General features: G+C 45.6%; 8 protein-coding genes and 3 pseudogenes. 7 read left to right on the top strand and 4 right to left on the bottom strand.

Annotated elements, in window-relative coordinates; all coding sequences use genetic code 11:
• Window positions 1-410: 410 nt before the first annotated feature.
• The 4 genes from Q4Q46_RS17415 to mepK all read left to right on the top strand — a co-directional run bounded on the left by Q4Q46_RS17415 (window position 411) and on the right by mepK (window position 6,730).
• Window positions 411-2,039, top strand: a complete 1,629-nt coding sequence (locus Q4Q46_RS17415) for a glucan biosynthesis protein G (protein WP_011846652.1) — start codon at window positions 411-413, stop codon at window positions 2,037-2,039.
• Window positions 2,040-2,062: 23 nt separating this feature from the next.
• Entirely contained in the window at window positions 2,063-4,246 is a 2,184-nt protein-coding gene (gene mdoH, locus Q4Q46_RS17410) for a glucans biosynthesis glucosyltransferase MdoH (RefSeq protein ID WP_220592800.1), read from the top strand.
• A 218-nt stretch (window positions 4,247-4,464) separates the two neighbouring features.
• Window positions 4,465-6,027 carry a L,D-transpeptidase family protein gene (locus tag Q4Q46_RS17405; protein WP_311906597.1) on the top strand — a complete coding sequence of 521 codons (1,563 nt, stop codon included), beginning with the start codon at window positions 4,465-4,467 and terminating at the stop codon, window positions 6,025-6,027.
• 154 nt (window positions 6,028-6,181) lie between these two features.
• Complete coding sequence (gene mepK / locus Q4Q46_RS17400; protein WP_220592802.1) at window positions 6,182-6,730, top strand: peptidoglycan L,D-endopeptidase MepK; 549 nt, start codon at window positions 6,182-6,184, stop codon at window positions 6,728-6,730.
• Here mepK and Q4Q46_RS17395 read toward each other — a convergent pair.
• Window positions 6,681-7,115 (bottom strand): hypothetical protein, encoded by a 435-nt coding sequence (locus Q4Q46_RS17395; protein ID WP_220775979.1) that lies wholly within the window; start codon window positions 7,113-7,115, stop codon window positions 6,681-6,683. The genes mepK and Q4Q46_RS17395 overlap by 50 nt on opposite strands.
• Window positions 7,116-7,418: 303 nt before the next feature.
• Between Q4Q46_RS17395 and rplY the strand changes: the two genes are divergently transcribed.
• Entirely contained in the window at window positions 7,419-7,706 is a 288-nt protein-coding gene (rplY, locus tag Q4Q46_RS17390; protein WP_028760163.1) for a 50S ribosomal protein L25, read from the top strand.
• Between the two features lie 103 nt (window positions 7,707-7,809).
• Window positions 7,810-7,963 (top strand): annotated as a pseudogene (locus tag Q4Q46_RS17385) (IS3 family transposase); the annotation flags it as partial.
• Window positions 7,964-8,055: 92 nt separating this feature from the next.
• Here the strand turns inward: Q4Q46_RS17385 and Q4Q46_RS17380 are convergent.
• Window positions 8,056-8,211 (bottom strand): annotated as a pseudogene (locus Q4Q46_RS17380) (IS630 family transposase); the annotation flags it as partial.
• A gap of 193 nt (window positions 8,212-8,404) precedes the next feature.
• Window positions 8,405-10,852 (bottom strand): acyl-CoA dehydrogenase FadE, encoded by a 2,448-nt coding sequence (gene fadE / locus Q4Q46_RS17375; protein WP_311906596.1) that lies wholly within the window; start codon window positions 10,850-10,852, stop codon window positions 8,405-8,407.
• A gap of 243 nt (window positions 10,853-11,095) precedes the next feature.
• Between fadE and Q4Q46_RS17370 the strand changes: the two genes are divergently transcribed.
• Window positions 11,096-11,875 (top strand): class II glutamine amidotransferase, encoded by a 780-nt coding sequence (locus tag Q4Q46_RS17370; RefSeq protein WP_006081496.1) that lies wholly within the window; start codon window positions 11,096-11,098, stop codon window positions 11,873-11,875.
• A gap of 204 nt (window positions 11,876-12,079) precedes the next feature.
• Here Q4Q46_RS17370 and Q4Q46_RS17365 read toward each other — a convergent pair.
• A pseudogene (locus Q4Q46_RS17365) lies at window positions 12,080-12,386 on the bottom strand (IS5-like element ISSod6 family transposase); the annotation flags it as partial.

Below are 12,386 nucleotides of genomic sequence, written 5' to 3'. Positions count from 1 at the left end.
TTGTGAGTTTGTCTGCTATCTTAGAAAAAATTCTTAGGTTTACCAACAGATTGGTTCGCTAATTGCGTTTTTTCATCTAAGATCATCCACACTAAGTTGAGACTTTAAAAAGTCTCATTTTACTTTCAAAAATGTAGCATTTGGATCACTTAACCTGCTTTTGTAACTGTGAAAGCAGAAATATGCATGATAATGTTATTTTTATATTCCTTTTAGGTATAAACTTATTCTCAAATAGTATTGTGTAGAAGGGGTTAACTGCATCTTTATTTATGAGTTTTTTTCTCCTTCTGATATCTTTCGCGATATGTAAGCAACTGTTTTTTTTCGCCCCTAAGCGAGGATGAAAAAAATTCACTGTATACATAAAAAACATTGATTTCTTAGTTTATTTTTTAGGTTACCTATCTATGGTTAGCTTGTTGCGTTGCCCATCGTCCAAACCTTATTCGTCACTCATTTGTTCACTGACGCTAGGCGCTGTTGTCGCCCTGTCTGGTGTCGCGTACGCTGAAGAGACAAAACCCGCCGAGACAGTTCCTGTGGTAACTCCGCCGAAAGTGATTTCTCAGCCCGCTACAAAAAATCAAGTGAGATTCACTAAAACAGGCGCTTTCGATAGCGATACTGTGGTGAAGATTGCAAAACGTTTGGCAGCGAAACCGTATGTGGCCCTTAAAGACCCGTTACCGGCCGGCCTAGCTAAATTGTCATACGATGAATACCGTGACATTCGTTTTAACCCGACTGCGTCTATTTGGCGTGATCAGGGCGTGCCTTTTCAAATGCAAATGTTCCACCGTGGCTTTTATTTTCAAGATCTGATCGAGATTGCGATTGTGGAAGGCCAGAACGCAACGCACTTAGCCTACGAGCCTAAGTATTTCACCGCGGGTGAAGTGATTACCCAAGCGTTACCCAATGACGACATTGGCTACTCAGGTTTTCGCATCCATAACCAACTGAATACTAACGGTGTGTTTGACGAACTTATGGTGTTCCAAGGTGCGAGTTATTTCCGCGCTTTAGGTAAAGGTAACGCCTATGGTTTATCTTCACGTGGTTTAGCGTTAAAAACCGCCGATGCCGAAGGGGAAGAATTCCCAATATTTCGCGCCTTCTGGGTTGAACGTCCATACAATGACAGCAACCTGATTGTTGTGCATGCCTTGCTAGATAGCCCAAGTGTGGCGGGTGCTTATACTTTCTCTGTCCGTCCTGGTGATAACACTTTAATTGATGTTGAAGCGACGCTGTTTCCAAGGGTTGAGCTGAGCAAAGTCGGTTTAGCACCCAGCACGAGCATGTTCCTGCATTCACTCAATGGTCGTCACGATACCGATGACTTTAGACCTGAAGTACATGATTCAGACGGTTTATTGATGTTAAACGGCCGTGGTGAGCATTTATGGCGTCCATTGGCTAACCCACGTCAATTACAGGTCAGTGCGTTTTCGGACAACTCGCCACAGGGTTTTGGTTTGATCCAACGTGAGCGTGATTATGCGTCTTACCAAGATTTAGAAGCACATTATGAACGTCGCCCAAGTCTGTGGATTGAGCCTGTGGGTAACTGGGGCCAAGGTTCTGTGGTGTTGACTGAAATTCCGACTGAGTCTGAAATTCATGACAACATCGTTAGCTACTGGAAACCTCGTCAGCCTATTCCTGCGGGCAGTGAATTCCATTTTGCCTATCGCATGAGCTGGGGTGATGAACCCGCGGCTAAAGTCGGTGCTGTACATGTGTCTCGCTCTGCCAGTGGCCGTGCTGATATCGCTAAAGCAACACCAAGACGTTTATTTGTGGTCGACTATCAAATTGAAGGTCCGATGACAGATGAAATGCCAGTTGCTAAAGTAGAAGCGTCTGGTGGTGTGGTCACCAATGTGGTGATTGCCCGTAATGCAGCCAAAAATGGCTATCGCTTAGCTTTTGAATTAGAGCCAGAAGATAAAGAACTTATCGAACTGCGCGCTGAACTCAAGTTCCCAACTCCTCGTCAGGTTGAAACCTGGCTCTATCGCTGGACGCTGTAAGGTTCATGACGGAGCAACATGATATGACTGTATCCGAAAACTCGGTACTCGAGACGGAAGTCCTCGTGGGTGGTAGTGCTATGCCAAATGAACGGCCTGGCGCTATGGAACCCCAAAATTTAAGTAAGATGCCAGAGGGATTCCCTCGCCGTAGCACAGTGGCTAATGGAGTACGTTCGCGTGCTTCGCGCCGCTTCTTAGTGGTTGGCGGTGCTTTATTACTGTCTTTATTCGCTATCTATGAAATGGGCGCGGTATTTAGTATTGGCGGAATTACGCCACTAGAATATCTCGTGTTGGCGTTATTTGCGGTTAACTTTTGTTGGATCGCCTTAGCGTTTTGTAGTGGTATTGCGGGTTTTTTAATTTTGCTGCGCAAACCGCGAGCAAAAGATCTGCAAGTAACTGAATTGCATACGCGCACCGCGATCTTAATGCCGACCTATAACGAATCCCCTGATAGGGTATTCTCTGCGGTTTCTGTGATGGCAGAAACCTTGTCGCAAACGGGTCATGGTCATGCTTTTGATTGGTTTATCTTAAGTGATACCACAGATCCCGATATCGCCTTACTTGAAGAGCAGGCGTTTTTGGTGTTACGTCAGGAAACCCATAAACATTCGCGGGTCTATTACCGTCGTCGCCGTAAAAACGTCGCCCGTAAAGCGGGTAACGTGGCGGATTTCTGTCGTCGTTGGGGTTCGCGCTACGATCATTTATTAGTGCTTGATGCTGACAGTTTGATGGAGTCTTCAACCATCACAGGTTTAGCCCAGCGTATGCAGGCCGATCCTGATGCGGGTTTAATTCAAACCATTCCGTCGTTGATCAACGGCACCACCTTAATGGCGCGTTTACAGCAATTTGCAGCGCGGATTTATGGTCCTGTCATTGGTACTGGTTTAGGTTGGTGGGTACAAAAAGAAGGTAACTTCTGGGGCCACAACGCCATTATTCGTACCGAAGCTTTCATGACCGCGGCAGGATTACCCAACCTTAAGGGTAAGCCGCCTTTTGGTGGCCATATCATGAGCCATGACTTTGTTGAAGCGGCACTTATTCGCCGTGCAGGCTGGAGTGTGGTCATTGCCTATGACTTGCCCGGTTCATACGAAGAATGTCCACCATCAATTATCGACTTAGCCGTGCGTGATCGCCGCTGGTGTCAAGGTAATTTGCAGCATTCACGTATTTTGCCGACCAAAGGTTTGCATTGGGTGAGCCGTTTGCATTTACTGACGGGCATCATGGCCTATTTATCATCACCTTTCTGGTTGATGTTGATTTTGACCGGTTTAATGTTAGCCCTGCAGGCACACTTTATTCGACCTGAATATTTCACCGATCAATTTTCACTGTTCCCCACTTGGCCCATCATGGACTCGGATAGGGCATTGAGATTGTTCTACATTACTATGGGTGTCTTGTTCGGTCCTAAAATATTCGGCGTCTTGTTACTGCTTAAAGACGGCGAATTTGCTCGCAGTGTGGGTGGCCGGATTAAAGCAATATTCAGTGTTATTTTTGAGGTCATACTCTCAGCGCTGATTGCACCTATCATGATGTTTATCCATTGTGGTGCCGTGATGTCTATTCTGATGGGCCGTGACAGTGGTTGGTCGCCGCAACGTCGTGATGATGGCAGTATGCCTTGGATGACGCTAATCTATCGTCACCGCTGGCATATGCTGGCGGGTGTGATGTTAGGTTATGCGGCGATTTTGGATTCTTTGACTTTGTTAGCTTGGATGAGTCCGGCGTTGATTGGACTCTGGATTGCCGTGCCTATTTCAGCTTGGACGGGTTCTGTTAAAATCGGCGAAGTGTTCAAGCGTGCGGGTATTCTTGCGACACCTGAAGAGCGTAATCCTGCAAAGATTTGCTTGCAAGCACAGGAAGCCCGTGCCGCTTACCAAGAACACATTGCTGAGCCTTGGACATTAGCACAGGTGCTTAAAGACCCTGAGTTGATGGAATTGCATTTGGCTATGGTAGATAAACAGCCTTTGCGCGCTGCGGGGACTCCGATTGAAGCGATGGAAGCCATAGTGCATGTAAAAGTGCATGAGGCTCGTTGCCAACAGAGCGCATTAGCTGTATTGAATCGCCAAGAAATGGCGATGGTATTAGCGAATCCTTTGATGTTACGTAGCCTGCAGAAATTACCCGAGCAATTTGTTGAAGAAGATCTGGTGTCTTTTTGCTAACGAATATCTAACGCACAGCGAACCAACACTAGCGCAGCGTTTGCTCGTAAATGGGTTTGGTAGTAATGAAAATGCCACTGACGACCTCAGTGGCATTTTTTCTTTTCATAATCTGCAGTTTTCCCCTAGTAATTAACTGATCCCCATGGAATAGTCGTATTACATGACTGACATGATCGCTGGTTTTCAGCTGACCTTAAATAGCGAAGGGAGTATTTATGGTATTGCACAAGATAATCCAGTATTTCCCCCGCTTTGTACGCGCATCGCACACTAAGCAAATACCCAAGAATTGCCGTTTTGGGCTGATAGTGCTGAGTGTTATTGCCTGGTTTCCTATTATGTTAACGACGTTGGCGATGGCCGCCGATGAGACTCAAGCCATTTCATCTGCTCCCAGTATTAGCGTACAGCCAAGCATGCAGCATGTGCAGCCAAGTACAGAGGGTAAAGCGGCTGAGCCCGATGCAGTCTTGCCACTTACGGCACTCGTACAACAGGTGTTGTTGCTGGATCTTGCAGGCGTTAATCCTGTTTTTGGTCTGCATTATCGTGAATTAACGCTATCACCAAATACCTTATCAGCGGCTGATGTGGCGCGGGTTAAAGCTGATGTGACGGGCTACTGGCGTTATATCAAGACCTTTACGCAATGTAATAACGGCGCACTTGTAGACACAGTATTAACCGTTATTCCAACGGATGCTCAATATCAGAGGGTGTTAAAACAAGTCGCCCATTTAGTGCAATTGGATGCGACTGAGCCTTGGGAAACCTTAGTGTTGGATGAAAAGTTAACGGCCGGAATGAGCCATCCACTCCTTGATATCATAGCTAAACGTTTGTGGCTTTTGGGTGATTTAGAAACAGAAGCAACAACGAACCTTGTCTATAGCGAAGAATTGGTGGTTGGTGTTAAACGTTTTCAACACAGGCATGGGTTAAAACAAGACGGAGTGATTGGTAAGCAGACCATGTATTGGCTGAATCAATCGCCAAAGGCTAGGGCTGTCTTACTGGCTAAAAATACCATTCGGCAACGAGTGTTTGAACGTAAGTTGGAGCCAAGCTACTTGCTGATTAACGTGCCAGCCTTTGAAATGACCTTAGTCGATAATGGCACCACAGTGCTTAATTCCAAAGTAATAGTGGGCAAGTCTTCACGGCAAACCCCGCTGCTGGATAGCCAGATTTCCAGCGTGGTCCTTAATCCCAGTTGGCGAGTGCCAAGCAGCATTTTACGCCGAGATATCCTGCCGCAAATTCGGCGAAATGGTCATTATCTTAATGAACGCCAATTTGATGTGTATGACTATAATGGTCAATTGGTGCAACACATGCCAGAAGAATGGCAGGCTTTAGCTAGCACTTCATTTCCCTATCAGCTAGTGCAACGCCCAGGGGCGAAGAATGCATTAGGCAAATATAAGTTCCACTTTGATAACAGTTTCAGTGTTTATTTGCATGGCACTTCTGAGCCAAGTCTCTTTAATAAGGATGATAGGGCACTATCATCAGGCTGTATTCGGATTGAAAAAGTCACTGAATTAGCTCAATGGTTTAAGGAACATTTAGTCAAAGATAAGCGTTTATGGGACAAATTAGCCCCAGATGTAACGCAGCCCCAGTGGTTTTCACTTTCTCAAAAGCTGCCAGTGCATCTGGTGTATTGGACTGCATGGCTGGATGACAGTGGGCAAGAGCAATACCGTAGCGACATTTATCATTTAGAAGCTGAGTTGACGAATGCCGTGCCTGCCACGGTTTTAGATCTCAATTAAGATTTTGCACGATAAAGCAGAATTAAGATAACAAATTGAACTCGCAGAGCATTTTAAAATCGTGGGCAGAATAGGGTTGGCAAAACTTGATCTTAGGGCCTATTCAGTATAATTTGCTTGATTAGTGACCAAAAAGCATGCAAAAGGTGATCATGTGACTTTGATATGTCCTGCCCGTAGGCAGTTATTGTTAGGCCTAAGTGGTGTGGCATTATGTTCTCTTATTCCCTCAAAAGCAGTAGCCAGTCGTTCAACCAAAGGGATCCGTGAGTTAAGTTTGTTTAATCGCCATACCGGTGAACGCGACGATGGCAGTTACTGGGTTGATGGTCATTATCAAAGTAAGGTATTAGACGATTTCAGCCATTTATTGCGCGATCACCGTCAGAATGTGGCAGCGCCCATGGATAAACGTTTATTCGATTTACTCTATTCACTTAAAACGACATTGAATGTCGACGATGAAATCCATGTGATTTCTGGTTACCGTTCACCCAAAACCAATGCCATGCTAGCGAGCAACAGTGGCGGCGTGGCAAAAAAGAGTTATCACATGCGCGGTATGGCTATGGATATCGCGATCCCAAGCGTTAAGCTTAAAACCCTCAGAGACGCGGCTTTATCCCTAAAACTGGGAGGCGTGGGTTACTATCCTAGCTCTGGCTTTGTGCATGTCGATTGTGGGCCAGTACGACATTGGTAGCTTGAATGATTTGTTGTTGGACTCGTTGATAGAATCCTTGCTCTAGGGTTTGAGACTCTGTCAGGTAATGCCTCAGCAGCGGGATAAATTGCTGGTTAAGTTTGTTCATTTCTCTATGTTGTTGCCAATCACAAATTAATAAACTTAAATGTTGTGAGAATTGATACTGTCTTTGTCTTTGTAATTCAATATCGACCGACTCAACAACCTGCATGAGTAATATTAAGCTGCGGTTTTTCTGTTGCGCACAAGCGAGCAATTCTAAGAATTTTAATTCGAGGGTATTTTGCTGGTAAGGAACGGTTTCGATAAGTGAGATAAGTTCACGGGCCAGTTGGCATGAAAGTCTGTTTTCTTGTTGTAACTGGTATAGTGCATGACGCATTTTTTGACACAGCAGTTATCGAAATTTGCCCGAGCTTATCAGGCTTCTTAATTTCCCAGTGTGATCTAGATCGCGTGTTTTTTGTTTGAGATCAAAGCCTTTTCTCAGCTGTAACAGCCAAGATACAAGTTCTTCAATTTGATAAATAGCTACCTTTTTTACTAACGCCGCGGCTTAAAAATTGGTGGGTTGCAGGATTCTTGTGTGCCTTGGGTATCTATGTTAGTATTCGCGCGCTTTATATGAGCCGTCATTGGTCGAAAATGTCGGCAACTTTTTACTCTAAATTTAAGTGAGAAACACATGTCTTACACTATCCAAGCACAAACCCGCACTGAAATAGGGAAAGGTTCGAGCCGCCGCCTACGCCATGCTGGTAAAGTACCTGCTGTTATTTATGGCCAAGGCAAAGAGCCAGTTTCTATTGTTTTTGATCACAAAGATATCATTAACATTCAAGCTAATGCTGACTTCTACACTTCTACTCTGACTATCGTTGTTGATGGTAAAGAAGTGGGTGTACGCGCACAAGCTATGCAACGCCACGTGTTCAAGCCAATCATTGAACATGTTGACTTCGTTTACGCTTAATTGTCGTAACTGAAGCAAAAAAGCGCCTAAGGGCGCTTTTTTTGTGGCTGATGCCCCATCCTAAATAGCATTGACGCTTTTCAAACTCATTTTGGAGAGTGTAATGACTTCAACAATTAAACGAACTCAACGTGATTATTCCCTCGCTTTTAAATTGGTCGTTGTCGACCAAGTGGAAAAGGCGATGACCTATAAGCAGGCTCAAGACAAGTACAGTATTCAAGATTCAAGGGTTACGTAAGCATGGAAAACTGGATTGACTGTCTACATCAATGCAGGGCATGCAATGACTATGCTCACCCACTCACTCCCGAGTAAAAAGATAATACCGATTACATTAATTAGCTGGTTAGAATTGCCCTATCACTATCACTTTCTTCTGAATAAAGCTATTCCACGTTATGGAACACTGTTCGATAATGTCGCCACAGTCCTTAACGCAACGATTAACATTTTGACGCAGTCGTTGCTATAGCTGCTTCATGGTATTCAATTCCGATGAATAAGCAGAAACATGAGGATAGTGAGCTTCGCTGAACCTTGTTGGATGCGTCGTCTATATGACCAGCGCGTGGTGTGCCTATATGATGGGAAATTGGCCTAAAAGTATAAAACGCCCGATAAGGTTTATCGGGCGTTTAGGTAGAAATAAGTGTCAACTTATTTCAGGACGAAACTTTTAAATCTTACTGAATGGATTACGCTGCGCGTTCCTGTGAAGAGGTTGAAACCACTTCTGGACGCAGTTCAGCAGGGTCAAAGTCATCAACGTTGATTGACTTCATACGACCGATTTCCGCTCTTTCTAGCAAGTTAACTTCATCGTCGCTCAGCACGCCCAGTGCTTTACCTTCAGCGGCTACTTTATCTAACCACATGAAGGGTAGACGTTTACCGCTCGCTTTACAGACTTTGTCATGCAGAGGCTCAGATGCAATGATGTCGAGCAGCGTTTGTTCTTGGATACCCACAGCATTATGCTCAGAGTTGGTCCAGAACTGGCCTTTACCTAAACGGTCACGGCTTTCACACGGTGTTTGCATGATCTTAGCGACTTTATGATCTAACACATCGCTTGGGCGTTTCAGTGGACGACCGAATGGGAACATCACCACGCGTAGTGCGCCGCCAAGACCCATAGGGAAGTTATCCAATAAATCGTCTAACGAGGCTTGTAACTTGTACAGCGCATCTTCAACCGCCCATTGCACTAATGGCAAGTCGTCGGTTTGACGGCCTTCATCTTCATAGCGTTTCAGCGTGGCAGATGCCAGATACAGTTGGCTCAGTAGGTCACCTAAACGGGCAGAGATACGCTCTTTACGTTTAAGGTTGCCGCCCAAGGTTGCCATGGCTAAGTCAGAGAGCAGGGCAAGGTTGGCACTGAAACGGTTCATCTGTTGATAATAACGCTTGGTTTTATCTGAATAAGGCGCGTTAGAGAAACGGCTTGATGTCAGACCTAACCAGAAGCTACGGATGAAGTTACTGGTCGCGAAACCAATGTGACCAAAGATGGCCGCATCGAAGTTAGCTAAACCTTGACCCGATTCGGTATCAAACGCTGATTCCATTTCTGCAAGCACGTACGGATGGCAGCGAATCGCGCCTTGGCCATAGATGATCATAGAACGGGTCAGGATGTTTGCGCCTTCAACGGTAATCGCGATAGGCGCAGCTTGGTAGCCACGGCCTAAGTAGTTATTGGGGCCAAGACACACGCCTTTACCACCGTGAATATCCATGGCATCGATAACGCATTTCTGCATTCTGTCTGTCAGGTGATATTTCACAATCGCAGAGATAACCGACGGTTTTTCACCTAGGTCGATACCTGTAGTGGTCAACGTGGTTACCGCATCCATCAGATAAGCGTTACCGCCGATGCGTGCCATTGGCTCTTCGATACCTTCAAGCTTGCCGATAGGCAATTTGAACTGACGACGAATGCGAGCATAAGCACCCGTTGCCAGTGCCGCGGTTTTCACGCCGCCAGCTGAGTTTGATGGCAGTGTGATACCACGGCCCACTGATAAACATTCCACCAGCATGCGCCAGCCTTGACCAGCCATTTTCGGGCCGCCAATAATGAAGCTTAATGGTACAAACACTTCGTTGCCGCGAGTCGGACCGTTTTGGAACATACAGTTGAGCGGGAAGTGACGACGACCGGTTTCAACTCCTTCCATATCGGTAGGGATCAAAGCACAAGTAATACCGAGTTCTTCTTTATCGCCAAGTAGATGCTCTGGATCGCGCAGTTTAAAGGCTAAGCCTAATACTGTCGCGACAGGGGCTAAAGTGATGTAACGCTTGTTCCAGGTCAGCTTCATCCCCAGAACTTCTTCACCTTCCCATAGGCCTTTACACACGATACCAAAGTCAGGAATAGAGCCAGCATCGCTACCGGCTTCTGGGCTGGTCAGTGCGAAACAAGGTACTTCTAACCCTTTGGCTAAACGCGGTAAATAATGGTTTTGTTGCTCTGGCGTGCCGTAATGTTGCAGCAGCTCTCCAGGGCCTAAAGAGTTAGGCACACCAACAGTTGATGCCAACTCACTGCTCAAACCTGCGAGTTTTTGTAACACGCGCGATTGGGCATAAGCTGAATACTCTAAACCGCCGTATTTTTTCTTAATGATCATGGCGAAGAAGCCATTATCTTTCAGATATTGCCATACGTCGGCTGGCAGATCGGCAAGTTGATGTGACACTTGGTGTTGATTCACCATGCGGCACACTTCTTCAACAGGGCCATCGAGGAAGGCCTGTTCGTCTGCACTTAAACGCGCAACTGGGTAGTTATGTAGTTTTTTCCAGTTAGGGTTACCCGCAAACAGATCGGCTTCCCACCAAGTGGTGCCGGCTTCAATCGCTTCTTTCTCTGTTGAAGACATTTCCGGCATGATGCCGCGATATACCTTCATCAGTGGACGACTGATCACATTTTGTCTAAATGCACTGATATTTAACGGCAAGGCTACCACAAGGAAAATGATCCAAGAGATAGGGCCGACAACATCAAGTGTCCATCCTGCTGTCATCACAACAGCGGCTGCAATAGTGGCAGTGAGCAAAGATACCCGAAGGTAAGCTAGGGCTCCTAGCACTAAGATCATGGCGATGATCCAAAGTAGGGTAGTCACTGTAATTCTCCTTAAATATGACCGAGTGCCAACCACAGGTCATAGAGTGTTTTGTTGATTGCGATCACAATTATAGTTTGTGGTCAGACCTGTGTCGCATAAAAGTTAAACCTAAGACAATTTTAATACAAGTATTTTTCAAACAATTGTTTAAATTATTTGTCAGCTTTGATCATTCCACAAATGTCATCAACTAGTTACAATGCCAGCAAGTGGATTTTTGATTGATGATAGGCGAGAAATATGTGCGAGTTACTGGCGATGAGCGCCAATGTGCCAACCGATATTGTGTTTAGTTTTACGGGATTAGCACAACGTGGTGGCGTAACCGGTCCCCACGTGGACGGCTGGGGTATTACGTTTTACGAGGGCAAAGGCAGTCGTACTTTTAAAGATGCTTGCCCGAGTAGCGAATCGCATATTGCAAAATTGATCAAATCTTACCCGATTAAAAGTGAAGTGGTGATAAGCCATATTCGCCAAGCGAATCGCGGCTGCGTATCTTTAGAGAACACCCATCCTTTTACCCGCGAATTATGGGGACGTTATTGGACCTATGCCCACAATGGCCAATTGACGGACTATCTGCCCAAGTTCAACGTTTCTCGCTATCAACCCGTTGGCGATACTGACAGCGAACTCGCTTTCTGCTGGATTTTGGAACAAGTTGCCCAGAAGTTTGGCGGCACTAAACCCGAGGATATGTTGGCTGTGTTCCATTATGTCGCGACGTTGGCCGAGCAAATCCGTGCCTTAGGTGTGTTCAACATGATATTGAGCGATGGCGAGCATTTGATGAGCTATTGCAGTAACAACTTATGTTATATCACTCGCCGCGCGCCGTTTGGCAAAGCGAAACTTATCGATACCGATGTGGTGATTGATTTTGATAAGGAAACCACGGCCCACGATGTCGTGACTGTGATTGCGACTCGTCCATTGACTGAGAACGAACAGTGGCATGTCATGCAGCCCGGCAACTGGAAGTTGTTTAGATTAGGCGAGCTGTTAATCGATCTTTGATGTTATCCAATAGTGCTAACACCAGCGCTAAAAAATGGGTGCGAGCAGATTTGCGGCTGATTTTGCTTTGTTCAGGTCACTTTTTAAAAAGATTGAGTCAGTATCTAACACATCTTCTAGCAATTAATGGTTAGTGATAGGCCATTAGCAACGAATTTGTTGCAATGAACTAGGGTCTGTTGATCTTTGCTGTGCAAATGTTGCTCAGCAATACATCGGCAGCCACATTAACATAAACGCCAGTGACACCATACTGGCGTAATTTCTTGCTAGCTTGTCATATCTTGTTGATATTGCTCGATAGTGCTTAATTCTTCCAAAAGCATTCTCCACTAAATGTCGATACCGATATAAGCACCAATCGACTCTTTCTTGAGGCGTATTCTTATAGCGGCGCCTTGGAATGACAGATTTCCCGCCTTTATTGGCGATAATTTCACGAAAAGCATCGCTGTCATAACCTTTATCTGCAATGACGGTATCAACCTGCTTCAGGTGCTCAATTAAGCTG

Origin of the sequence: Shewanella vaxholmensis (assembly GCF_031932135.1) — a bacterium.
In the GTDB taxonomy this organism is placed as follows: Bacteria; Pseudomonadota; Gammaproteobacteria; order Enterobacterales; family Shewanellaceae; genus Shewanella; species Shewanella hafniensis.
This window is presented reverse-complemented; position numbering and strand designations above follow the sequence as displayed.

Coding starts and splice junctions, on each gene's coding strand:
- Q4Q46_RS17415 (WP_011846652.1), top strand. CDS start 411: ATGGTTAGCTTGTTGCGTTGCCCATCGTCCAAACCTTATTCGTCACTC.
- mdoH (WP_220592800.1), top strand. CDS start 2,063: ATGACTGTATCCGAAAACTCGGTACTCGAGACGGAAGTCCTCGTGGGT.
- Q4Q46_RS17405 (WP_311906597.1), top strand. CDS start 4,465: ATGGTATTGCACAAGATAATCCAGTATTTCCCCCGCTTTGTACGCGCA.
- Q4Q46_RS17395 (WP_220775979.1), bottom strand. CDS start 7,115: ATGCGTCATGCACTATACCAGTTACAACAAGAAAACAGACTTTCATGC.
- rplY (WP_028760163.1), top strand. CDS start 7,419: ATGTCTTACACTATCCAAGCACAAACCCGCACTGAAATAGGGAAAGGT.
- Q4Q46_RS17370 (WP_006081496.1), top strand. CDS start 11,096: ATGTGCGAGTTACTGGCGATGAGCGCCAATGTGCCAACCGATATTGTG.